Source organism: Pseudomonas sp. 05L36, assembly GCF_056398125.1.
The window spans coordinates 171,297-196,166 of the sequence record NZ_JBFTOU010000006.1; the positions used below are offsets into that span (position 1 = coordinate 171,297).

Annotated in this window: 19 protein-coding genes; 10 read left to right on the forward strand and 9 right to left on the reverse strand. The window is 59.7% G+C overall.

Going from position 1 to position 24,870, the window contains the following annotated elements; genetic code table 11:
- Positions 1-2 precede the first annotated feature (2 nt).
- The 6 genes from gatA to AC1DKH_RS09260 all read left to right on the forward strand — a co-directional run bounded on the left by gatA (position 3) and on the right by AC1DKH_RS09260 (position 6,620).
- Positions 3-1,454, forward strand: coding sequence for an Asp-tRNA(Asn)/Glu-tRNA(Gln) amidotransferase subunit GatA (gene gatA, locus AC1DKH_RS09235; RefSeq protein ID WP_477753405.1), 1,452 nt, complete (start codon positions 3-5; stop codon positions 1,452-1,454).
- A 10-nt stretch (positions 1,455-1,464) separates the two neighbouring features.
- Positions 1,465-2,910: an Asp-tRNA(Asn)/Glu-tRNA(Gln) amidotransferase subunit GatB gene (gatB, locus tag AC1DKH_RS09240; RefSeq protein WP_347910607.1), complete on the forward strand. Its 1,446-nt coding sequence runs from the start codon at positions 1,465-1,467 to the stop codon at positions 2,908-2,910.
- A gap of 149 nt (positions 2,911-3,059) precedes the next feature.
- Positions 3,060-3,434 carry a septal ring lytic transglycosylase RlpA family protein gene (locus AC1DKH_RS09245; RefSeq protein WP_477798001.1) on the forward strand — a complete coding sequence of 125 codons (375 nt, stop codon included), beginning with the start codon at positions 3,060-3,062 and terminating at the stop codon, positions 3,432-3,434.
- 50 nt (positions 3,435-3,484) lie between these two features.
- On the forward strand, positions 3,485-4,546 hold the full coding sequence (locus tag AC1DKH_RS09250) for a calcium/sodium antiporter (RefSeq protein WP_477753404.1): 1,062 nt from the start codon (positions 3,485-3,487) through the stop codon (positions 4,544-4,546).
- Positions 4,543-4,923 (forward strand): carboxymuconolactone decarboxylase family protein, encoded by a 381-nt coding sequence (locus AC1DKH_RS09255; protein WP_477798002.1) that lies wholly within the window; start codon positions 4,543-4,545, stop codon positions 4,921-4,923. The genes AC1DKH_RS09250 and AC1DKH_RS09255 overlap by 4 nt, the downstream gene beginning before the upstream one ends.
- 215 nt (positions 4,924-5,138) lie before the next feature.
- Entirely contained in the window at positions 5,139-6,620 is a 1,482-nt protein-coding gene (locus tag AC1DKH_RS09260; RefSeq protein ID WP_477798003.1) for a PhoPQ-activated pathogenicity-related family protein, read from the forward strand.
- On the opposite strand, the gene AC1DKH_RS09265 is transcribed toward AC1DKH_RS09260, so the two are convergent.
- The 9 genes from AC1DKH_RS09265 to AC1DKH_RS09305 form a co-directional block, all read right to left on the reverse strand.
- Entirely contained in the window at positions 6,617-7,558 is a 942-nt protein-coding gene (locus AC1DKH_RS09265) for an AEC family transporter (protein WP_477798004.1), read from the reverse strand. The genes AC1DKH_RS09260 and AC1DKH_RS09265 overlap by 4 nt on opposite strands.
- Positions 7,559-7,716: 158 nt before the next feature.
- On the reverse strand, positions 7,717-9,270 hold the full coding sequence (garD, locus tag AC1DKH_RS09270) for a galactarate dehydratase (protein ID WP_477798005.1): 1,554 nt from the start codon (positions 9,268-9,270) through the stop codon (positions 7,717-7,719).
- 11 nt (positions 9,271-9,281) lie between these two features.
- Positions 9,282-10,652, reverse strand: a complete 1,371-nt coding sequence (locus tag AC1DKH_RS09275; RefSeq protein ID WP_477753399.1) for an MFS transporter — start codon at positions 10,650-10,652, stop codon at positions 9,282-9,284.
- A 150-nt stretch (positions 10,653-10,802) separates the two neighbouring features.
- Entirely contained in the window at positions 10,803-12,245 is a 1,443-nt protein-coding gene (locus AC1DKH_RS09280; protein ID WP_477798006.1) for an aldehyde dehydrogenase family protein, read from the reverse strand.
- A gap of 61 nt (positions 12,246-12,306) precedes the next feature.
- The gene (kdgD, locus tag AC1DKH_RS09285; protein ID WP_007981458.1) at positions 12,307-13,218 is read right to left on the reverse strand and encodes a 5-dehydro-4-deoxyglucarate dehydratase; all 912 of its coding nucleotides are present in this window, start codon (positions 13,216-13,218) and stop codon (positions 12,307-12,309) included.
- Between the two features lie 375 nt (positions 13,219-13,593).
- On the reverse strand, positions 13,594-14,343 hold the full coding sequence (locus tag AC1DKH_RS09290; protein ID WP_008018739.1) for a FadR/GntR family transcriptional regulator: 750 nt from the start codon (positions 14,341-14,343) through the stop codon (positions 13,594-13,596).
- 205 nt (positions 14,344-14,548) lie between these two features.
- A complete protein-coding gene (locus AC1DKH_RS09295; protein ID WP_477798007.1) occupies positions 14,549-16,276 on the reverse strand; it encodes an ABC transporter ATP-binding protein/permease in 1,728 nt (575 codons plus the stop codon).
- Between the two features lie 97 nt (positions 16,277-16,373).
- The gene (locus tag AC1DKH_RS09300) at positions 16,374-16,934 is read right to left on the reverse strand and encodes a response regulator transcription factor (RefSeq protein ID WP_007981466.1); all 561 of its coding nucleotides are present in this window, start codon (positions 16,932-16,934) and stop codon (positions 16,374-16,376) included.
- Positions 16,927-18,189 (reverse strand): ATP-binding protein, encoded by a 1,263-nt coding sequence (locus AC1DKH_RS09305; RefSeq protein ID WP_477798008.1) that lies wholly within the window; start codon positions 18,187-18,189, stop codon positions 16,927-16,929. Before AC1DKH_RS09305 ends, AC1DKH_RS09300 begins: the two co-directional genes overlap by 8 nt.
- 304 nt (positions 18,190-18,493) lie before the next feature.
- Here AC1DKH_RS09305 and AC1DKH_RS09310 point away from each other — a divergent pair, with 304 nt between their 5' ends.
- The 4 genes from AC1DKH_RS09310 to AC1DKH_RS09325 all read left to right on the forward strand — a co-directional run bounded on the left by AC1DKH_RS09310 (position 18,494) and on the right by AC1DKH_RS09325 (position 24,839).
- Positions 18,494-19,210, forward strand: coding sequence for an SIMPL domain-containing protein (locus AC1DKH_RS09310; RefSeq protein WP_477798009.1), 717 nt, complete (start codon positions 18,494-18,496; stop codon positions 19,208-19,210).
- A gap of 490 nt (positions 19,211-19,700) precedes the next feature.
- Positions 19,701-21,326, forward strand: coding sequence for an ABC transporter substrate-binding protein (locus tag AC1DKH_RS09315; protein ID WP_477798010.1), 1,626 nt, complete (start codon positions 19,701-19,703; stop codon positions 21,324-21,326).
- A 303-nt stretch (positions 21,327-21,629) separates the two neighbouring features.
- Positions 21,630-23,231 carry an ABC transporter substrate-binding protein gene (locus AC1DKH_RS09320; RefSeq protein ID WP_477798011.1) on the forward strand — a complete coding sequence of 534 codons (1,602 nt, stop codon included), beginning with the start codon at positions 21,630-21,632 and terminating at the stop codon, positions 23,229-23,231.
- 174 nt (positions 23,232-23,405) lie between these two features.
- Positions 23,406-24,839, forward strand: a complete 1,434-nt coding sequence (locus AC1DKH_RS09325; protein WP_477753391.1) for an OprD family porin — start codon at positions 23,406-23,408, stop codon at positions 24,837-24,839.
- The last annotated feature ends 31 nt before the right edge of the window (positions 24,840-24,870 follow it).

Sequence of the window (24,870 nt, forward strand, 5' to 3'; positions counted from 1 at the left end):
CAATGCATCAATTGACTCTGGCCGAGATCGCCCGCGGACTCGCCGATAAAAAGTTTTCCTCCGAAGAGCTGACCAAAGTCCTGCTGGCGCGCATCGCCCAGCTCGATCCGCAGCTCAACAGTTTCATCAGCCTCACCGAGGACCTGGCGCTGACGCAGGCGAAAGCCGCTGACGCTCGTCGGGCCAATGGTGAGAGCGGCGCCCTGCTCGGCGCGCCGATCGCCCACAAAGACCTGTTCTGCACCCAGGGCATTCGCACCAGCTGCGGCTCGAAGATGCTCGACAACTTCAAGGCACCGTACGACGCCACCGTCGTCGCCAAGCTGGCTGCGGCCGGGGCCGTGACCCTGGGCAAGACCAACATGGACGAATTCGCCATGGGGTCGGCCAACGAGTCGAGCTACTACGGCGCGGTGAAAAACCCGTGGAACCTGGAACACGTGCCGGGCGGCTCGTCTGGCGGTTCGGCGGCGGCGGTAGCTGCTCGTCTGTTGCCAGCAGCCACCGGCACCGACACAGGCGGTTCGATCCGTCAGCCTGCGGCCCTGACCAACCTCACCGGCCTGAAACCGACCTACGGTCGCGTTTCGCGCTGGGGCATGATTGCCTACGCGTCCAGCCTCGATCAGGGCGGCCCATTGGCCCGCACCGCCGAAGACTGTGCGATCCTGCTGCAAGGCATGGCCGGTTTCGACCCGCAAGACTCCACCAGCATCGACGAACCCGTGCCTGATTACAGCGCCGGCCTCAACGGTTCGCTGCAAGGCCTGCGCATCGGCGTGCCGAAGGAATACTTCAGCGCCGGTCTCGACCCCCGCATCGCCGATCTGGTCATGGCCAGCGTTGAAGAATTGAAAAAGCTCGGCGCGGTGGTCAAGGAAATCAGCCTGCCGAACATGCAGCACGCGATTCCTGCGTACTACGTGATCGCCCCGGCGGAAGCGTCCTCCAACCTGTCGCGTTTCGACGGCGTACGTTTCGGCTATCGTTGCGAAGACCCGAAAAACCTGGAAGACCTGTACAAGCGTTCCCGTGGCGAAGGCTTCGGGCCGGAAGTTCAGCGCCGGATCATGGTTGGCGCCTATGCGCTGTCGGCCGGTTACTACGACGCCTACTACCTGAAGGCGCAGAAGATCCGTCGCTTGATCAAGAACGACTTCATGGCAGCCTTCAATGAGGTCGACATCATCCTCGGCCCAACCACGCCGAACCCGGCCTGGAAGCTCGGCGCCAAGAACAGCGACCCGGTCGCTGCCTACCTGGAAGACGTCTACACCATCACCGCCAACCTCGCCGGTCTGCCGGGCTTGTCCATGCCGGCAGGTTTTGTCGATGGCCTGCCGGTCGGCGTGCAACTGCTCGCTCCGTATTTCCAGGAAGGTCGCCTGTTGAACGTTGCCCATCAGTATCAGCAAAACACTGACTGGCACACCCGCACCCCAACCGGCTTCTGAGGAGAAACACATGCAATGGGAAGTCGTGATCGGGCTGGAGATTCATACCCAGCTCACCACCCGGTCGAAAATCTTTTCCGGTAGCTCCACCACCTTCGGTTCCGAGCCGAACACCCAGGCCAGCCTGGTAGACCTCGGCATGCCCGGCGTATTGCCGGTGCTGAACCAGGAAGCGGTGCGCATGGCGGTGATGTTCGGTCTGGCGATTGACGCCGAGATCGGCCAGCACAACGTGTTCGCCCGTAAAAACTATTTCTACCCGGATCTGCCGAAGGGCTATCAGATCAGCCAGATGGAATTGCCGATCGTCGGCAAGGGCCACCTGGACATCGCCCTCGAAGACGGCACGGTCAAACGTGTCGGCATCACTCGCGCGCATCTGGAAGAAGACGCCGGCAAGAGCCTGCACGAAGAATTCAGCGGCGCCAGCGGCATCGACCTGAACCGTGCCGGCACGCCGTTGCTGGAAATCGTCTCCGAGCCGGACATGCGCAGTGCCAAGGAAGCCGTGGCTTACGTCAAGGCGATCCACGCGCTGGTGCGCTACCTGGGCATCTGCGACGGCAACATGGCCGAAGGCTCGCTGCGTTGCGACTGCAACGTGTCGATCCGTCCGAAAGGCCAGGTCGAATTCGGCACCCGCTGCGAGATCAAGAACGTCAACTCGTTCCGTTTCATCGAGAAGGCGATCAACTCCGAGATCCAGCGTCAGATCGAGCTGATCGAAGACGGCGGAAAAGTGATCCAGCAGACCCGCCTGTACGATCCGAACAAGGACGAAACCCGTCCGATGCGCAGCAAAGAGGAAGCCAACGACTACCGTTACTTCCCCGATCCGGACCTGCTGCCGGTAGTCATCGAGAACTCGTTCCTCGACGACGTGCGCGCCACCCTTCCGGAATTGCCACCGCAGAAGCGCGAGCGCTTCCAGGAGCAATTCGGTCTGTCGGTCTACGACGCCAGCGTCCTGGCCACCAGCCGTGAGCAAGCCGACTACTTCGAAAAAGTCGCGAGCATCGGCGGCGACGCCAAACTGGCGGCGAACTGGGTGATGGTCGAGTTGGGCAGCCTGCTCAACAAGCAAGGCCTGGACATCGAAGAGTCGCCGGTTTCCGCCGAGCTTCTGGGTGGCATGCTGTTGCGCATCAAGGACAACACCATCTCCGGCAAGATCGCCAAGGTGGTGTTCGAAGCAATGGCCAACGGCGAAGGCAGCGCGGACGAGATCATCGACAAGCGCGGCCTCAAGCAAGTGACCGACACCGGCGCCATCTCGGCGGTACTGGACGAAATGCTCGCGGCCAACGCCGAGCAGGTCGAGCAATACCGTGCGGCAGACGAAGCCAAGCGCGGCAAGATGTTCGGCTTCTTCGTCGGTCAGGCCATGAAAGCCTCCAAAGGCAAGGCCAACCCGCAACAGGTCAACGAACTGCTCAAAAGCAAGCTCGAAGGCTGATGAGAATGGAGCCAGTTTTTAAGCCTGGCTCCAGACCCTGTGGGAGCGAGCCTGCTCGCGATGGCAGTCCGGCACTCAATACAAAGTTGACTGTCAGAACGCTATCGCGAGCAGGCTCGCTCCTACAATTTGTTTCGGGAAACCTTCGAATGAACCGTCTACTCGGCGCCTGCGCCCTGCTCTCGCTGCTCGCCGGCTGCGCCAGCAACGATGTTGTCGACCCCCACGGCTACGACAAAACCGGCGTGGCTTCGTACTACGGCGCCAAACACCAAGGCAAACGCACCGCCAACGGCGAACGTTTCGACAAGAATTCCATGACCGCCGCCCATCGCCAGCTACCCTTCGGTACACGGGTGAAGGTGACCAATCTGAATAACGACAAATCCTGCGTGGTGCGCATCAATGATCGCGGGCCGCACACCCGTGGCCGCCTGATTGACCTGTCCCACGAAGCCGCCGCGCGCCTGGGTATGCTCAAAAGCGGCACCGCACGGGTTCGCGTACAAGCCCTCGACGACTGACCGATGGAGCCCCGACCATTTTCGGATTAGCCGATTTACCCCTGATCAGCGTGATCGAATTGCTCAGCGGATTGCTCCTGCTGATTGTCGGCGCCGAATTGATGGTGCGCGCTGCAGTACGCATTGCCGCAAGGTTGCACATACGCCCGCTGATCATCGGCCTGACCATCGTCGCCCTCGGCAGCAGCGCCCCGCAGATGGCGGTCAGCCTGCAAGCCACCCTGGCGCGCAACGCCGACATCGCGGTCGGCAGCGTGATCGGCAGCAGCATTTTCAACATCCTCGTCACCCTCGGGTTGTCCGCGCTGATCATTCCGTTGAGGGTTTCCCGACAACTGGTGCGTCTGGATATTCCGTTGATGATCGGCGCCAGCCTGTTGGTGTTCGTACTCGCCTGGAATGAAGAACTGACCCGGGCCGACGGCATGATATTGCTTGCGGCACTGGCGATTTACCTGGGCTTGTTGCTGCGCCAGTCGCGACACTCGGCACGGCCGGTATCGAGCCATGACCACCACCCGCAAGCGCCATGGTTGAGCAGCCTGCTGATGATCGTCGCAGGACTGGCGATGCTGGTGTACGCCGGGCACTTGTTGCTGGGTGCAGCGGTTGCGGTCGCCACCGATTTGGGGTTGTCGGAGCGGATCATCGGCCTGACCATCGTCGCTGTCAGCACGTCACTGCCTGAGCTCGCCACTTCGTTGATCGCCGCAATGCGCGGCGAGCGCGAGATTGCCGTGGGCAACGTGATTGGCAGCAACCTGTTCAACCTCTTGGGCGTGCTCGGCTTTACCGCACTGGTGGCGCCGTCGCCCCTGTCGGTGTCGCCCAACGCCCTGGATTTCGACCTGCCGGTGATGCTCGGCGTCGCGGCGCTGTGCCTGCCGGTGTTTTACTCCGGCTACCGGGTGACCCGCGCCGAAGGCCTGCTGTTTCTGGGTTTGTACCTGGCCTATGGACTGCACGTGGTGTCGTTCACCACCGGCATGCCACTGGCCGGCAAGCTGGAACACTTGATGCTGTTTTTCGTCCTGCCGGCGTTGGTGGCGTTTTTGCTGTTCACGTCGCTACGCGCCTGGCGTCGCCAACACCATAAGAGGGAAGTCCCATGACCGAGAATAAAAAACCCGGCGTTGAAGTCCGCCGCCAAGTGATGGGCGACGCCTTCGTCGACCGCGCACTGGGCAACGCCACCGAGTTCACCCGGCCGCTACAGGATTTCGTCAATGAACACGCCTGGGGCGGGGTGTGGAATCGCGAAGGTCTGCCGCTGAAAACCCGCAGCCTGATCACCCTCGCCGCCCTGACCGCACTGAAGTGCCCGCAGGAATTGAAAGGTCACGTACGCGGTGCGCTGAACAACGGCTGCACTGTGGATGAGATTCGCGAGGCCTTGTTGCATTGCGCGGTGTATGCCGGTGTGCCAGCGGCGATCGATGCGTTTCGGGCAGCGCAGGAAGTGATCGACAGCTATCAGACGCCGAAGTGATCACCATCGCCAGAGTGGTTCGCCGCCCTCGGTAACGCTTGTGGTTGAACGGTTCAACCACATATTTCGACAATAAAAGACGCCCCGCCAAACCTGTTCGCCCACACCTCTTTTCGACACACTGCGCCGACAAAAATCCACCAGGGGGGGATGGTCGGCGCAGCATCGCTGCAACCAGGACTCGAACCTCTCCCTGCATTACAAGGAAGGTTCTCATGCGATTGAACTCCAGGTTCGTATTGTCGAAATTGATGTTGGCCAGCCTGCTCGTCAGCAGCTCGATACATGCCTCTGCCCAGGCGTGTTTCGAGGCCAGCAATCAAGACTTCAGCGAAGTGCTTGCCTGCTACACGAAAGCCGAAGACGCCAATCCACTGGTTTACACCGCCAAAGGCAACACGCCATTTCCCGGTGTGGAAAAGCGCAGTTTCGACCTGTCCTCCCAGCAATGGTCGCCACAAGGATTGGTCAGCCCCGCACAGTGGAAACACACCGTGGACATCTACATCCCGGACAATGCCCTGCGCGGCCAGTCGCTGCTGGTGGCCAATAACGGAACCCCTAACGCAGGGCAAAACAACGCCGACGAGCCGACGGACTTTACCGAAGCCATGGCACTTGAAGTGGCGCGTAAAACACGCACGATTGTCATTTCAGTCAGCAACGTTCCGAACCAGTACCTGACCTATACCGACGACGGCATTGCGCGCACTGAAGATGCCAGCGTCGCCCACAGCTGGAAGCTCTTTCTCGATGACCCGTACCAGCGCCCGTACATGTCGGTGCGCCTACCCATGGTGGTGTCGATGATCAAGGCCATGGACCTCGCGCAAAAGGAGCTGCAACCCTGGGGAATAGACCGTTTCATTGCCAGCGGCGCATCAAAACGTGGCTGGACCACCTGGCTGGCAGCGATTGCCGATGAGCGGATCAAGGCCATCGTGCCGTTTGTGATCGACGTACTGGGCACGGACAGTGTGCTTGAACATACCTGGCAGGCCTACGGAAAGAACTGGCCACTGGCATTTTTTGACTACCATCACGAGGGCATTACCCAACGAATCAAGACTGAAAACTTCGCACACCTGATGAAAATCGAAGACCCTCTAAGCTACTTGCAAACCCGCTATGCCGATCGCCTGGCGATCCCGAAATACATCGTCAATGCCAGCAGCGACGATTTTTTCCTGCCAGACAATTCACAGTTTTTCTTCGATCAGCTACCCGGTCCGAAAGCCTTGCGAATCGCGCCCAATGCGAGCCACTACGGCATCAATCGGTTCGTCGAGAACTCGCTGATACCGGTCATCAATCGCTGGCAACAGGACAAGCCTTTGCCGGTCATTTCCATGCGCTCGAATCCGCACGTTTCAACACAAAGGATGGGGCTGCACTTTTCCGAGGCACCGGTGCGAGTCGTTCAATGGACGGCGATAAATCCGGTCGCCCGGGACTTTCGTCACCCCTGTGGCGTCCAGTACGTGCCTGAAGACGTAAAGCTCACAGACCCGCTCAACGCTGACATGCAGATCGACACACCGGAAAATGGCTGGAAAGCGACCTTTGTCGAAACGACCTTTGCCGATGGCTTCGTCGTGACAACCCCGGTGCAGGTCATGCCCACGCACTATCCGACCCAGGCGCCTCCGGTTATCGAACCGGCGTGCAAAACCCTGGCCGATGAACAGGGGCGCTAAATCCAGCCACCCCACTGCAAGAAGAAGATCCCGATGTTGGTGGTGACAGCCGCCATCAACGTAGTGATCACGATAATCGCCGCCGCCAGTTCGTGATTGCCATCCGCCGCCCGGGCCATGACGAAACTGGCAGCGGCGGTCGGGCTACCGAAGTACAGAAACAGAATCCCCAGTTCCGCCCCACGAAAGCCCCACAGCCATGCCCCCAGCGTCGCCAGCACCGGCAGGCCGATCATCTTCACCAGGCTTGAACTCAGCGCCATGTTACCGCTTTTGCGCAGTGCCGCCAGGGACAGCGTGCCGCCGATGCAGATCAGCGCCAGCGGCAGCGTGGTTTGCGCCAGGTACTGGCCGGAGGTCTCCAGCCAGCCGGGCAAGCCGATCTTGAAATAGGCGAAGGGTGCAGCCGCAATCACGCTGATGATCAGCGGATTGCTGAACACGCTTTTGCAGATGCTCCAAGGATCGGATTTGATCACCGGACTGTAGACCGCCAGCACGATAGTCGAGAGGGTGTTGTAAAACAGGATCACCAGTGCCGCGAGGATCGCCCCGAGAGAAATCCCGTAAGCACCGTACATGCTGGCCGCCAGCGCCAGGCCGATGACCCCGTTGTTACCGCGAAAGGCGCCCTGGGTGTAGATCCCGCGATCTTCCCGCGGGCACTTCCAGATCGCCCAACCCCAGGCAATGGCAAAACACACCAGCGTCGCCACGGAGAAATAGATCAGCAGCGCCGGCTGCAATGCCGCGCGCAGGTCAGCATGCAGGATGCCCAGAAACAGCAACGCCGGCATGGTGACGTTGAACACCAGTGCCGACGCCGTGTGGATGAAGTTGTCGTTGATCCAGTCGATGCGCTTGAGCAGCACCCCCAAAAACAGCATGGCAAACACCGGCGCGGTGATGTTCAGGGTTTCGAGGAAAATTGCCAGCATGCCGGGAGGACCTTGGGGTGGGCGTCGTTAGGGGGCTAATGATAAGCCACACGAGCGCATTAAGATCAAAAGATCGCAGCCTGCGGCAGCTCCTACAGGGAAAATCGTGCTCTGTAGGAGCTGCCGCAGGCTGCGATCTTTTCCCGGGCAATGCAGTATCAGGTGATCGGCGCCGGGTTGAACAAGGTGATGTCGTTATGCAGCTTGTGCCGCTCGGCCCATGTCTGTTTCTTGCCGCTGGCCACATCCAGGTAGTAATGGAACAGCTCCCAGCCCAGTTCCTCGATCGATGTGCGCCCGGTGGCAATACGCCCGGCGTCGATATCGATCAGGTCAGGCCAGCGCTGCGCCAATTCAGTCCGGGTCGATACCTTGACGACCGGGGCCATGGCCAACCCGTAAGGCGTACCACGACCGGTGGTGAACACATGCAGGTTCATCCCCGCCGCCAGCTGCAAGGTCCCACAGACAAAGTCACTGGCCGGGGTCGCGCAGAAGATCAGGCCTTTGCGTTTGAAGCGCTCGCCAGGGCCAAGCACGCCATTGATCGCGCTGCTGCCGGACTTGACGATCGAGCCCAAGGACTTCTCGACAATGTTCGACAACCCGCCCTTCTTGTTGCCCGGCGTGGTGTTGGCGCTACGATCTGCTTCACCCTTGGCCAGGTAGCGGTCGTACCAGTCCATTTCCCGCACCAGTTCCTGGGCGACGTCCTGGTTTTCCGCGCGGGAGGTCAGCAGATAAATGGCATCGCGCACTTCGGTGACTTCGGAAAACATCACCGTCGCACCGGCCCGCAGCAGCAGGTCCGAGGCATAACCGAGTGCCGGGTTGGCGGTGATACCGGAGAACGCATCACTGCCGCCGCATTGCATGCCCAGGATCAGCTCGGACGCCGGCACGGTTTCCCGGCGACGCTGATCGAGCTTCTTCAAGCGCGTCTCGGCCAGTTCCATGATCTGCTCGATCATCTCGGTGAAGCCGTGGCTGGAATCCTGCAAGCGGTACAACCATGGCTCGCTGAGATCCACCGAGCTGTCGTTGTCGTGCATCACCTGCCCGGCCTGCAATTTCTCGCAGCCCAGGCTGATCACCAGGGCTTCGCCGCCCAGGTTCGGGTTGCGGGCCAGGTTGCGCACGGTGCGGATCGGGATGTATGCGTCAGTCGCAGTGATCGCCACGCCACAGCCGTAGCTGTGGGTCAGCGCCACCACGTCATCGACGTGTGGGTACTTGGGCAGCAACTCATCCTTGATGCGCTTGACCGCATGATCCAGCACCCCGGTCACGCACTGCACGGTGGTAGTGATGCCGAGAATGTTGCGCGTGCCGACGGTGCCGTCGGCGTTGCGATAACCCTCGAAAGTGAAGCCTTCCAGCGGTGCCTGCGCGGCCGGCACATCGGTGGACAGCGGCAGGCTGTCCAGCGGTGGCGCGGTCGGCATGCGCAGTTGATCTTCCTTGACCCAACTGCCACGGGGAATCGGCTGCAAGGCATAGCCAATGACCTGGCCGTAACGAATCACCTGGCCACCTTCGGGAATGTCTTCCAGGGTGACCTTGTGGCTCTGCGGCACGAAGTCCAAGGTGACCAGGCCGTCCGCAAACTCGGTACCGGCTGGTACGCCCTGATCATTGACCACGATGACCACGTTATCCCGCTCGTGCAGGCGGATGTAGCGCGGCGAGTCGGAATGTTCAATCAACTGCATGACGCCGCTCCTCAGGAATGCGCTTGAGACAATTTGCCAGGGGCTTCAGAACCGTTCGCTGGTGGCTCTTTGAGCACCACACGCTTGATCGGGCCCACGATGACCAGATAGCTGAACACCGCGACCAGTGCGTTGCAACCGACGAACACCAGTGCCCATTTGAACGAACCGGTGGAGCTGATGATGTAGCCGATGACGATCGGGGTAGTGATGGAAGCGAGGTTACCGAAGGTGTTGAACAGGCCACCGCTCAGGCCGGCGATCTGCTTCGGCGAGGTGTCGGACACCACCGCCCAACCCAGTGCACCCACGCCTTTGCCGAAGAACGCCAGGGCCATGAAGCCGACCACCATCCATTCAACATCCACGTAGTTGCAGGCCACGATGCTGCTGGAAACCAGCAGGCCGGCAATGATCGGCGCCTTGCGGGCGAAGGTCAGGGAATGGCCTTTGCGCAGCAGATAATCGGAAATCACCCCGCCGAGCACACCACCGATGAAGCCGCAGATCGCCGGCAAGGACGCAATGAAACCGGCCTTGAGAATGGTCATGCCGCGTTCCTGCACCAGGTACACCGGGAACCAGGTCAGGAAGAAGTAGGTGATGCCGTTGATGCAGTATTGGCCCAGGTATACGCCGAGCATCATGCGGTTGGTCAGCAACTGCCGGATGTAGTCCCACTTCGGACCATCGGTCTTCTTGCCTTTGCCCTTGTCCTGGTCCATGTCGACCATGCCGCCGTTGTCGGCGATGTGCTTGAACTCGGCATCATTGATCATCGGGTGCTGACGCGGGCTGTGGATAACCTTCAGCCAGATCCCGGAGAAGATGATGCCGATCACGCCCATGACGATGAACACGTGCTGCCAGCCGAAGCTGTAGACGATCCAGCCCATCAGCGGTGCAAACAGTACCGTGGCGAAGTATTGCGCCGAGTTGAAGATCGCCGAGGCAGTGCCGCGCTCAGCGGTCGGGAACCAGGCCGCTACGATACGTGCGTTGCCGGGGAAGGATGGTGCTTCAGCCAGGCCCACCAGGAAGCGCAGCATGAACAGCGCAACCACTGCCGTGGACATGCCGAACTCGCCGACATAGCCCTGCAGCACGGTGAACAGTGACCAGGTGAAGATACTCAACGCGTAGATTTTTTTCGAACCGAAACGGTCCAGCAGCCAGCCACCGGGGATTTGCCCGGCCACGTAGGCCCAACCGAATGCGGAGAAGATGTAGCCGAGGGTAACGGCATCAATGCCCAGGTCTTTCTGCAGGCTGGAGCCGGCGATTGCGATGGTAGCCCGGTCGGCGTAGTTGATCGTGGTCACCAGAAACAGCATGAGCAGGATCAAATAGCGGACGTGAGTCGGCTTTTGGGTCGATTGCATGTAGATGTACTCCCACTGATTATTTTTATGCGGGGTGAATCTTTGGTTGTTCCCCGTAGGAGCTGTCGAGTGAAACGAGGCTTCGATCTTTTGATTTTTAAAAGCAAAGATCGCAGCCTGCGGCAGCTCCTACAGGGGTATCGCGGTGAATCAACCGATGTAGGCAGTCTTCACAACGGTGTAAAACTCTTGCGCATAGCGACCTTGCTCACGTGATCCATAGGATGAACCTTTACGCCCACCGAACGGAACGTGGTAATCCACGCCGGCCGTCGGCAGGTTGACCATCACCATCCCTGCCTGGGAGTGGCGCTTGAAGTGGTTGGCGTACTTCAAGGACGTGGTAGCGATGCCCGCCGACAGACCGAACTCGGTGTCGTTGGCCATGGCCAGCGCGGCTTCGTAGTCAGCCACGCGCACCACGTTGGCCACCGGGCCAAAGATCTCTTCGCGGCTGATGCGCATCGCGGCTTCACTGTCGGCAAACAGGGTCGGCGCGAGGAAGTAGCCTTCGGTGTCGCAGGTCACCAGACCACCGCCGCTGACCAGACGTGCACCTTCGGACTGGCCGATGTCGATGTACTTCAGGTCCTGTTCAAGTTGTGCTTGCGAGACCACCGGACCGATGTCGGTGCCTGCCTTCAATGCATGGCCGACCTTGATCGACTTCATGCGCTCGGCCATGGCTTCGACGAACTGGTCGTGGATGCCAGCGGTGACGATAAAGCGGCTGGAAGCGGTGCAACGCTGGCCGGTGGAGTAGAACGCGCTCTGTACCGACAGTTCGACCGCTTGCTTGAGGTCGGCGTCGTCGAGAATGATCTGCGGGTTCTTGCCACCCATTTCCAGCTGAACCTTGGCCTGGCGCGACACGCAGTTGACGGCGATCTGACGACCCACGCCCACGGAACCGGTGAAGCTGATGCCATCGACTTTCGGGCTGTTGACCAGTGCATCGCCCACCACGCGACCGCTGCCCATCACCAGGTTGAACACACCGGCCGGGAAGCCTGCGCGGGAGATGATTTCGGCCAGGGCCCAGGCGCAACCCGGAACCAGGTCCGCCGGCTTGAGCACGACGCAGTTGCCGTAGGCCAGGGCCGGAGCGATTTTCCATGCCGGGATGGCAATCGGGAAGTTCCACGGGGTGATCAGACCGACCACGCCAAGGGCTTCGCGAGTGACTTCAACGTTGACGCCCGGACGCACCGACGGCAGATAGTCACCGGAGAGGCGCAGGCACTCGCCGGCGAAGAATTTGAAGATGTTGCCGGCGCGGGTCACTTCACCGATGGCTTCAGGCAGGGTCTTGCCCTCTTCCCGGGCCAGCAGGGTGCCGAGCTCTTCGCGACGGGCGAGGATTTCAGTGCCGACTTTATCCAGCGAATCGTGACGTGCCTGGATGCCCGAAACGGACCAGGCCGGGAACGCGGCGCGAGCAGCGTCGATGGCGGCGTGGACCTGAGCCAGATCGGCTTTGGCGTAGTTGCCAATGGTGTCGGTCAGTTCGGACGGGTTGATGTTGGCGCAGTAATCACTGCCCGCAACCCATTCACCATTGATGTAGTTATCAAAACGCTTTGCTTCTGCCACGAGATGTTCTCCTCACGCAAAAGGCCGCTGATTACTCAGCGGCCTTGTTAAATCGGATGTGTTATTGGGCACCTTGCTTGTCGATCAGCGCGGCGAGCATTTCGTACTCTTCGCCGGTCAGATCGGTCAGCGGTGCGCGCACAGGACCTGCGTCGTAGCCGGCAATTTTTGCCCCGGCCTTGACGATGCTCACGGCATAACCAGCCTTGCGGTTACGGATGTCCAGGTACGGCAGGAAGAAGTCGTCGATGATCTTGCCGACGGTGGCATGATCTTCACGAGCGATCGCGTGGTAGAAGTCCATCGCGGTTTTCGGGATGAAGTTGAACACCGCCGAGGAGTAGACCGGTACGCCCAGGGCCTTGTAGGCGGCGGCGTAGACTTCGGCGGTCGGCAAGCCACCCAGATAGCTGAAGCGATCACCGAGGCGGCGACGGATCGACACCATCAACTCGATATCACCCAGGCCATCCTTGTAGCCGATCAGGTTCGGGCAGCGCTCGGCCAGACGTTCCAGCAACGGCGCGGTCAGGCGGCAGACGTTACGGTTGTAGACCACCACGCCGATGTTGACCGATTTGCACACGGCTTCAACGTGGGCGGCAACGCCGTCCTGGCTGGCTTCGGTCAGGTAGTGCGGCAGCAGCAACAGACCTTTGGCGCCCAGACGCTCGGCTTCCTGAGCGTATTCGATGGCTTGACGGGTCGAACCGCCCACGCCAGCCAGAATCGGCACGCTGGTGGCGCAGGTGTCGACGGCGGTCTTGATGATTTCCGAATATTCGCTGGCCGCCAGAGAGAAAAACTCACCGGTGCCGCCCGCAGCGAACAGCGCCGAGGCGCCGTATGGGGCCAGCCATTCGAGACGCTTGATGTAACCCGCGCGATTGAAGTCGCCCTGAGCATTGAAATCGGTGACCGGGAAAGACAGCAGACCGGCAGAGAGGATGGACTTCAGTTCTTGTGGATTCATTATTCGAACACCCTGGGTAGCGACGTTATGTGTGAGAAAACCGTTCAGCCTGCGCCGAAGTTGTAGGTCATCGTACAACTTAAAATACAACCGTCAACTGCATTTCATCGCGCAGGGTGAAAATTGTTCGATAAGAAAGGCTGTTGGCCTGGGTTTTCGCGAGGGAAGGACAGTTGCGAGCACCGTGATAAACGGTCGCTTGAGAGATACGTTGTCGGAAGATGCGGGAAAGCTACTGGATTTGTTTTATGGCTTACGGCCCTATCGCGAGCAGGCTCGCTCCTACAGTGATCTTCAGTGTTGCGAGATCCACTGTAGGAGCGAGCCTGCTCACGATAGCGGTAGTTCAGACGATGGAGGACAAGGGTAGATTACTTACCCCCGCTGCGCCTCAGCCTCTTCATGGGCATGACGCAACCGTTCACGGCTGTTGGTCAGGTGCAAACGCATGGCCGCCCGCGCCGCATCGGAATCCTGACGGGCAATGGCGTCGTAGATTTCCTCGTGCTCACGGCTCAGGCGACTCATGTAGTGCTGCTGGTCGTCATGGGCCAGGCGCGCGGAATTCAGCCGGGTGCGCGGAATGATGCTGGTGCCCAGGTGGGTCATGATGTCGGTGAAGTAGCGGTTGCCGGTGGACAACGCGATTTCGAGGTGGAAGGCGAAGTCCGACGCCACGGCATCACTGGCATGAGCGGCGCTTTCGTTCAACGCATCGAGGGCGGCGCGCATGTTGGCCAGTTGCTCCGGACTGCGGCGTTGCGCCGCCAGCCCGGCAGACTCCACTTCGAGACTGATGCGCAGCTCCAGGATCGCCAGCACATCTCGCAAGGTCACCACGGTCGCCGGGTCGATACGGAAACCGCTAGGGCTCGGCGTGTCGAGCACGAAGGTGCCGATACCGTGGCGGGTTTCCACCTGGCCGGCCGCCTGCAAACGGGAAATCGCTTCGCGCACCACGGTGCGGCTGACGCCATGGGCATCCATGATGGCCGACTCGGTGGGCAACTTGTCGCCACGCTTGAGATGACCGTCGCGGATCTGCTCGGACAGCACCGTCACCAGTTCCTGAGCGAGGCTGCGGCGCTTGCGTGGGAGGCGTGGTGCGTCGTTCGGGTTTTCCATGGTGAACATCTGTCTCGAAAAGTTCGGCTGCTGAAAGCGCATCATAGCGCAACGCGGTTGTACGATCACCACACCCCTGTAGGAGCGAGCCTGCTCGCGATGGAGGTTAACGATAACGCGTGCTTTCTGAATAAACGCGGCGCTTTCAAGTCCATCGTCGGAGCGCCGCCCGGAGCAAGCTCGCTCCTACAAGGTTTTGCGGTGTTCAGGCGGTCACGGCCTGGTCCACCAGATGGCCATTCTCGATACGGATGTGCCGTGGGTGGAAGCGCTTCAAGCTGCTGCGATGGCCGACGCTGACAATGCTCAACCCCGGCAACTCGTCGATCAGCGCCTGATACAGCGTGGCCTCGTCCTCTTCGTCCATCGCCGAGGTCGCTTCGTCCATGTACAGCCATTGCGGTGCATAAAGCAGCGCACGGGCAAAGGCCAGGCGCTGCTGCTCACCCGGGGACAACATGCGCTGCCAGTGGTTGGCTTCGTCGAGACGGGCAATCAGGTGCGGCAAGCGACAGGTTTCCAAGACCTGCACGTAGCGTTCGTTCGGATAGATATCGCCTGCCTGTGGATAACTGAGAACATCACGCAGGGTGCCAATCGGCAAATACGGTTTTTGCGGCAGGAACAGGTAACGCGCCGCTGGCAGGCGAATACTGCCGTGGCCGGCCGGCCACAGATGGCCCATCGCCCGCAGCAAGGTCGACTTGCCGCTGCCGGAACGACCGCTGAGCATCACACGGTCGCCCTCCTCCACGGTCATGTCGGCGTTGGTCAGCAGGTGACGACCTTCAGCCAGGTCGAGGCCGAGGTTGTGCACCTTCAGCACCGAGCCCGAATTCTGTACGTCGATGGCCGGCGCACGCTCTTCGTTGTCACGCATGGCCTGGTGGAAGCTCAGCAGACGATCGCAGGTGGCGCGCCAGGAAGCGAGGCTCTGGTACGCGCTGATGAACCAGCTGAAACTCTCCTGCACATTGCCAAATGCCGAGCTGATTTGCATCAGCTCGCCCAGTTCGATCTTTCCGGAGAGGTAACGCGGCGCGGCAACCATGAAGGGGAAAATGATGGCGGCCTGAGTGTAACCGGCGGTGAAGAATGTCAGGCGCTTGGACACCTTCATGATGTCCCAGAAGTTATGCCAGACCATCCCGAAGCGACTGCTCAACCGACGATTTTCGTTCGGCTCGCCGTTGTACAACGCGATGCTTTCGGCATTCTCGCGAATCCGCACCATGGAGAAACGCAGGTCGGCTTCGAAGCGTTGTTGCTGGTTGTTCAGGCCGATCAGGCGACGACCGATCAAATGCGTCAGCCAACTGCCCACCACGGCGTAAACCAGGACGCACCAGAACATGTAGCCGGGAATGGTGATACCGAATACTTCAATGCTGCCCGACACGCCCCACAGAATGATCGAGAACGACACCAGGCTGACGATATTGCGCAGCAGCCCGATCCCCAACTCAAGGGTGTTGGAGGTGAAGTTGTTGAGGTCTTCGGAAATCCGCTGGTCCGGGTTATCGGTGTAACCGCCCTGCTCGAGCTGGTAGTAGTTTTTATCACCCAACCAGCGAGTGAAATGCTTTTCGGTGAGCCATGCCCGCCAGCGGATCGTCAGCATCTGCGTCAGGTACTGGCGGTACACCGCGCCGACGATCGCCACCGCCGCAATCGCGCAGAAGTACAGGATCAGTTGCCAGAACGCCGCCTCGTCCTTCTTTTGCAGGGCGTTGTAGAAGTCCTTGTACCAGGTGTTGAACCACACCGAGATCCCCACACTGATCAGCGACAACGCAATCACCGCGATCAGCAGCGTCCAGGCCTTGACCTTCTCCTCGCTGCGCCAGTAAGGCGTGATCATCGCCCACACTTTGCGAAAAAACTGCCCGCGCACGGCGTCGTTAACCGCGGAATACTCAGCGTTCTGATTCATGGATAAGGCTCGATAGAGAAAAGAACACGCACGAACCGATCATAGATGATCGGTTCGGTTTGTCGTGAGATACGGCCTGCATTCGTTCAGCGCAGGTTCAGCGACGAACGGGACGCTTCTGCAGTTTGCGCTGCAGGGTGCGACGGTGCATGCCCAGGGCACGGGCCGTGGCCGAGATGTTGCCTTCGTGCTCGGTCAGCACGCGCTGGATGTGCTCCCACTGCAGGCGGTCCACGGACATCGGGTTTTCCGGCACCAGGCTGTCGAGGTCAGCGTGTTCGGACAGCAGCGCCGCCAGCACGTCGTCGGCGTCCGCCGGTTTGCACAGGTAGTTGCAGGCACCGCGCTTGATCGCCTCGACGGCGGTGGCAATGCTCGAATAACCGGTGAGGATCACCACGCGCATTTCCGGGTCCATTTCCAGCAACTTGGGCAGCAGCACCAGGCCCGAATCGCCGTCCATCTTCAGGTCCAGGGCGGCGTAATCCGGCAGATCGGCCTTGGCCAGTTCCAGGCCTTCTTCGGCGGAACTGGCAGTGCTGACGCGAAAACCGCGGCGGGCCATGGCGCGGGCCATGACGCGGGTGAACGTGGCGTCGTCATCGACCAGCAGCAAATGCGGCAGTTCTTCGCCTTCGACTTGGATCTCTTCACTCATGTTCGTCTCCTCGGGCGACACGGGGCAGGCGCAGCTCGGTGAGCGTGCCGCCTTCCTCATGACTGTAGAGTTTCACTGAGCCGCCGGCGCGTGTCACGCTGGCCTTGCTCAAAAACAGGCCCAGGCCGAAGCCTTTGCCCTTTGTGGTAAAAAACGGTTTGCCGATTTGCTCGGCGATGGCCAGCGGCACACCGGCGCCATGATCACGAATGCTGATGGTGAGGTTTTCCCAATCCCAGTCCAGTGTCACTTGCAGCCCTTCGGGGCAGGCATCGGCGGCGTTGTTCAACAGATTCAGCAAAGCCTGGGTCAAGTCCGGCGGCGGCGCCATGCGCGGTACTGCGCCCTGGCCGAGGCGCTGGAAGCGATAACTGGCCTCCGGGCGCATCAGGTGCCAGCGATTGAGGGCTTCATCAAGCCAATCGGTGACGTCCTGCATCTCCACCGCCAACCGGCGATTGGCCTCGGCGGCGCGCACCAGATGCTGCAAGGTCTCTTTACACAACTTGACCTGATCCTGCAGCACGCTCAGGTCATCTTGCAACATCGGGTCATGGTGGTCCTGACGCATTTCCTTGAGTAGCACACTCATGGTCGCCAGCGGCGTGCCCAGTTCATGGGCCGCACCGGCGGCCTGGGTGGCGACGGCCAGCAGTTGCTGATCGCGCAAGCCTTCTTCGCGACGAATGGCGCGCAGTTCTTCCTGACGGCGCAGCTCTTCGGCCATGCGCGCGGCGAAGAACGTGATCACTGCGGCGGCGAGGGCGAAGCTCAACCACATCCCGTACACCTGCAGGTTTTCCCGAGCGATCGGGAAGGTTTGCAGTGGGTAGAACTGTGCCAGCAACAGCGTGTACATCGTCAGCGCGATACCCGACAGGACCACCGAATAACGCCATGGCAACGTTACCGCGGCAATGGTCAACGGCACCAGGTAATAGGAGACGAAGGGGTTGGTCGAGCCGCCGGAGAAATACAGCAAGGCGCTGTGGATAAACAGGTCGCAGGCCAGTTGCACGGCGTATTCGAGCTCGGTCACCGGCCACGAGGTACGCAGGCGAATCGCCGTGAACAGGCACAACAGCATCGAACAACCCAGGGTCGCAGCCAGTTGAAACCAGGGCAATGGCAACAATTCGAGCCAGTAGGCCAGGCCCACGGAACCAGCCTGGGCGGCCAGCACCAAGGTGCGGATGAACGTCAGGCGCCAGAGGTTCTGGCGAGTAGCGGAAGTGATTTGAACGGGGGCGAGCATGAGCTCTCCTGATGAGCGCTCCAGGCGGATCGCAGGGAGTATAACCAAGCGCGGGGGCTGACAGGCAAAAGTGCGGCAAACGGCCACATGCCTGTAGGAGCGAGCTTGCTCGCGATGGTCGTCAACGATTACGAGGGAGTCCTGATACCCTGTGGCGCTTTCGGTTTTTTCGCGAGCAAGCTCGCTCCTACAGGGATGCATCTGTATAGAAGTTGTAACTGTGCGAACCGGAGCATAAAAGCTAGAGTCTGATGGTTTCACGCAGGCCCGGACCATACCCCTGCGCACCTTTCAAGGAGCCTTCATGTACAGATTCCGCCGCAGCGCCGCCCTCCTCGCCCTGAGTGTTGGCACCGTCGCCAGCCTCCCGGCCCTGGCTGCCGACGAGCTGCATTACAACCAGATTTCCCTGCGCGCCGAAGTCAGTCAGGAAGTGGCCCGCGACTTGATGATCGTGACCCTCTACACCGAAGAACAGAACAGCGACCCGGCCAAACTCGCCGCCGACGTCAGCACTGCAATGAACAAGGCGCTGGCCCAGGCCAAGAAAGTCAAGGACATCACCCTGCGTCAGGGCAGTCGCAACAGCTATCCAATCTACGATACCAAGGGCCAGAAAATCACCGGCTGGCGCGAGCGCGCCGAATTGCGCCTGGAAAGCTCGGACTTCGCCGCGCTGTCGAAGCTGACCGGCGAACTGCTCACCGACCTGAAAATGGGCGGCATGGACTTCGCCATCGCCACCCCGACCCGCAAAGCCAGCGAAGACGCCCTGCTCAAGGACGCCGTGACCGCCTTCAAGGCCCGCGCCCAACTGGCCACCGACGCCCTCGGCGGCAAGAGCTACAAAATCGTCAACCTGAACCTCAACAGCAACGGTTATCCACAGCCTTACCTGCGCGCGCCGATGATGATGAAAGCCGCCGCCATGGACGCCGCACCGGTGACGCCAGATGTTGAAGCCGGCACCAGCCAGGTCAGCATGACCGCCGATGGATCGATTGAAGTGCTGATGCCTTGAATCGATAGCCTCTAAATAAAAAAAACGGCGATCACTCACATGATCGCCGTTTCTTTTTTTTTTTTTTTGGGGGGGGGCTGTTTTCAGGCATGAGCTATAACTGGAGAGTCCACTGAGAAAAGCCGGCAGTTGCACCGGGTGCAACTGAGATTGATTGGCCACTATCGGTGCAACAATAACCACTCTTATTCACGCCATACCCACCTCACAAAACGGGGTATAAATAAGTAACACCCCGCCCTGATCGGGAGCACCCTGCGCTCAGGACGCACCGTGAAAGTGCGTCGTTTGCACCGTGAAAATGTCGCGCAAACGGTAAAATACGTCAGGATTTATACAAATGCGACATTAAGGTACGTTCGTACCACCGTTTCAGGCTTGTAGTCACTCTGGATCTTGCATTGGGTATGGCCCCTGCATAAGTATCCGCAGGCACGACTCACGAGGTCGTCCTCTAATTCCAAAAATGACAACAAATCATGAGGCCACCATGCTTAAACACGCGGTCATTCCGTTCTTAGTTGGCGCAAGCTTGCTAGCCAGCGCACCGTTCGCCCAAGCAGCGACTAACCTGGTGTTCTGCTCCGAAGGGAGCCCGGCCGGTTTCGATCCAGGTCAATACACCACCGGAACCGACTTCGACGCCTCTGCAGAAACCATGTTCAACCGCCTCACCCAGTTCGAGCGCGGCGGCACCGCCGTTATTCCTGGTCTGGCAACCAGCTGGGACGTCTCAGAGGACGGCCTGACGTACACCTTCCACTTGCGTGAAGGCGTCAAGTTCCACACCACCCCGTATTTCAAGCCGACTCGTGAGTTCAACGCCGACGACGTGCTGTTCACCTTTAATCGCATGATTAACAAGGATGACCCGTTCCGCAAAGCCTACCCGACCGAATTCCCGTACTTCACCGACATGGGGATGGATACCAACATCACCAAGATCGATAAAGTCGACGACAAAACTGTCAAGTTCACCCTCAAAGACGTTGATGCCGCGTTCATCCAGAACATGGCCATGAGCTTCGCCTCGATCCAGTCCGCCGAGTACGCTGCCCAGCTGCTCAAGGAAGGCAAGGCTGCCGACATCAACCAGAAGCCGATCGGCACCGGCCCGTTCGTATTCAAGAGCTACCAGAAAGACTCCAACATCCGCTACTCCGGGAACAAGGACTACTGGAAGCCTGACGACGTGAAGATCGACAACCTGATCTTCGCCATCACCACCGACCCGTCGGTACGTATCCAGAAGCTGAAGAAGAACGAGTGCCAGGTCACCCTGTTCCCTCGTCCGGCCGACCTGAAGGCGCTGCGTGAAGACAAAACCCTGAAGCTGCCTGACCAGGCTGGTTTCAACCTGGGCTACATCGCCTACAACGTGATGCCCAAGGTCAAGGGACAAACCGATGCGAACCCGCTGGCCGAGCTGAAGGTGCGCCAGGCACTGGACATGGCGGTCAACAAGCAACAGATCATCGACTCCGTGTACCAGGGCGCTGGCCAACTGGCCGTCAACGCCATGCCTCCGACCCAGTGGTCCTACGACACCACCATCAAGGATGCGCCGTACAACCCTGAGAAAGCCAAAGAGCTGCTCAAGGAAGCCGGCGTGAAAGATGGTACCGAAATCGTTCTCTGGGCGATGCCGGTGCAGCGTCCATACAACCCGAACGCCAAACTGATGGCAGAAATGCTGCAGTCCGACTGGTCCAAGATCGGCCTCAAGGTCAAGATCCAGAGCTACGAGTGGGGCGAGTACATCAAGCGCTCCAAAGGTGGCGAGAACCAGGCGATGCTGATTGGCTGGAGCGGTGACAATGGTGATCCGGACAACTGGCTGAACGTGCTGTTCGGCTGCGACTCGCTGGAAGGCAACAACTTCTCCAAATGGTGCGACAAGAAGTTTGACGACATCGTCAAGCAAGCCAAGCGCACTTCAGACCAAGGCAAGCGCACCGAGCTCTACAAACAAGCGCAACACGTGCTCAAAGATGCTGTGCCCATGACACCTATCGCTCACTCGACGGTGTTCCAACCCATGCGCGCCAACGTGCAGGATTTCAAGATCAGCCCATTTGGCTTGAACTCCTTCTACGGCGTCAGCGTCAGCAAGTAAGACATTGCTACGGCGACGTTTCTGACGTCGCCGTAGCTTTATCTACCGAGAAAGCAGGAATTTGCCTACATCCAAATCCGCAGCTGACTACAGCATCGGGGGAGGACGCGTTGCCATTTCCTACGAGCCTTTAGGACTTTACGCATTTACTGCCGGACCCGTGGCTCATACCGTCGGGATCCGACCAGTGCATGCGTGGGTCATCGGTTACTGCTGCGTGCATGGCTTGAAATCAATGATGCCTCTACGTCCGCTGACGGGACGGCGGCTCATTGACAACACTTTGAGAGAAAAGGAAGCGTTATGCGCCATACCTTGGTTTTATCCGCATTGCTGGGCACCGGCCTGTTGGCCGCCACTTCCATCAGCCAGGCCGCCAACAACAGCCTGGTGTTCTGCTCCGAAGGCAGTCCCGCCGGTTTCGACACGGCGCAGTACACCACTGCGACCGACAACGACGCCGCCGAACCGCTGTACAACCGGTTGGCAGAGTTTGAAAAAGGCGCGACCAACGTCGTACCGGGCCTGGCCACGAGCTGGGATATTTCCGAGGACGGCCTCAAATACACCTTTCACCTGCGCGAAGGGGTGAAGTTTCATACCACCAAGTACTTCACGCCGACCCGCGATTTCAATGCCGATGACGTGCTGTTCACGTTCAATCGCATGCTCGATCCGCAACAACCTTTCCGTAAGGCTTATCCGACAGAGTTTCCGTACTTCAACGGCATGAGCCTGAACAAGAACATCGCCAAGGTCGAAAAGACCGGGCCGCTGACCGTGGTCATGACGCTCAACAGCGTGGACGCCGCGTTCATCCAGAACATCGCCATGAGCTTCGCCGCCATCCTTTCGGCCGAATACGCCGAAAAGCTGCTGGCCGAAGGCAAGCCGAGCGACATCAACCAGAAGCCGATCGGCACCGGGCCGTTCGTGTTCAAGAGCTACCAGAAAGACTCGAACATCCGTTACACCGGCAACCAGCATTACTGGGACCCGAGCCGGGTCAAGCTCGACAACCTGATTTTCGCCATCAACACCGACGCCTCGGTGCGCGTGCAGAAACTCAAGGCCGGCGAGTGCCAGATCACCCTGCACCCGCGCCCTGCCGATGTGACCGCGCTGAAGAACGACCCGGCCCTGCAACTGATCGAGAAGCCTGGTTTCAACCTCGGCTACATCGCCTACAACGTGCGCCACAAGCCGTTCGACCAGCTCGAAGTGCGCCAGGCGCTGGACATGGCGGTGAACAAGCAAGGCATTCTCAATGCCGTTTATCAGGGTGCGGGGCAACTGGCGGTCAACGCCATGCCGCCGACCCAATGGTCCTACGACGACACGATCAAGGACGTCGCCTACAACCCGGAAAAAGCCAAGGAGCTGCTCAAGGCTGCCGGCGTCAAGGAAGGCACTGAAATCACCCTCTGGGCCATGCCGGTCCAGCGTCCGTACAACCCCAACGCCAAGTTGATGGCCGAGATGCTCCAGGCTGACTGGGCGAAGATCGGCCTCAAGGTCAGGATCGTCAGCTATGAGTGGGGCGAGTACATCAAGCGCACCAAGAACGGCGAACACGACATCAGCCTGATCGGCTGGACTGGTGACAACGGTGATCCGGACAACTGGCTGGGCACGCTCTACAGCTGCGACGCCATTGGCGGCAACAACTACTCGATGTGGTGTGATCCGGCCTACGACAAGCTGATCAAGCAGGCCAAGGTCGTCACCGATCGTGACCAGCGCACCCTGCTCTACAAACAGGCGCAGCAGTACCTCAAGCAGCAGGTGCCGATCACGCCAGTCGCCCACTCAACGGTCAACCAGCCGCTGAGCGCCAAAATCGAAGGGTTCAAGGTGAGCCCGTTCGGTCGCAATGTTTTCTCGGGTGTCAGCATAGAAAAATAACCGATTAGCCAGAAATGCCGGGGGGCGGATTTTTCCGCCCTCACGCAGACGCTTTGCCGTCTTTTGCCAATTTGGCTGGCAGCAAACGTTTGCGATGCCGTGAATGAGTTCTAAACCAATAGCCGGATCACAAAAAAAGACCGGCATAAAAAAAGAAAGTAAGGAGCTTTACCCATGAAACTGAGCAGCACCGCGTTATTGGCCTTGGCCATAAGCAGCGTAACCGCCACGGCTTACGCAGAAACCCAAAGCCAGGCTTTCACCCCGGTTACCGTGAACGAGAAAAGCGCCCAAAGCGAAGCCACCGGCTTTGTCGAAGGCCAGTCGATCACCGGCACCACGCGTAACTGGTACGCCAACGAGCAATTGCAACGTGGCGCCAAGTTCGCCTACAAGAAAGACGGCGTTTCGACCCCGACCGATCGCCGGATCAACTGGGTCCAGGGCACCATCCTCAAGTACAACTCGGGCTTCACTGAAGGCACTGTCGGTTTCAGCACTGAAGTCGCCGCCTACAACGCCGTTGCCCTGGACCGGGACCGCAAAGACCTGGCGTCCAACAACGGTGGCGCACCGGGCTCTCGTCCAGGCGCGGGCAACAACCGCACCCTGACCAAGGAAGGCGGCGACGCTCAAGGACAGTGGAGCAAGCTGGGCCTGGCCAACGTCAAGGCCCGTGTCTCCAACAGCACCCTGACTGCCGGCCGCATGAACTTCAGCAGCCCGATGGTCGACGTGATCGGGAACCGTGCACTGCCTTCAAGCTTCCAGGGCGTGGCCATCCACAGCGAAGAACTGAACAACCTGGCCTTCGACCTGGCCACCTTCGACCGCAACTCACCGCGTACCGAAGAAAGCCTGCGCAAATTCCGCACCGAATACGCCAACGGCATCGTCGAAACCGACCACATCTACACCGGCGGTATCACCTACAACCCGCTCGCCAGCCTGACCACCAGCCTCTGGGCGACCCAGGCTGAAGACATCTGGAACCAATACTACTTCGGCGCCTCTCACGTACTGGGCGACAGCCAGGTACTGAGCCTGACCACCGGCCTGAACTACTACAAAACCAAGGAAACCGGAAAGGCCCTGATCGGCGATATCGACAACGACACTTACTCGCTGTCGTTCGGCCTGACCCACCAGGCCCACACCCTGACCTTCTCGTACCAGGAAGTGAACGGTAACGAGTACTTCGACTACCTGCACGAAACCAACGGCATCTACCTGGCCAACTCCCTGCTGTCGGACTTCAACGGCCCGAACGAAAAATCGTTCCAGGTTGCCTACGGCCTGAACATGGCCGAATACGGCGTACCGGGCCTGAAGTTCAACATCTACCAGGCTCGCGGCTGGGGTATCGACGGTACTCACTACACCGGCAACGGCGGCGTGGCCGGCAAGGGTTACGACGGCATCCAGTCCCAGGATGGCGAACACCACTATGAATACGGCATCGGCGCGACTTACGCCGTGCAGAGCGGCCCGCTCAAGGCCACCACGATCCGTGGCACCTACACCGCTCACCGTGCCAGCGAAAACCAGGCTGACGGCAGCATCAACGAGTTCCGTCTCGTGACCACGGTTCCGTTCAACATCCTGTAATGCCGCTGCCGAACGGCTGATTCATTGACGA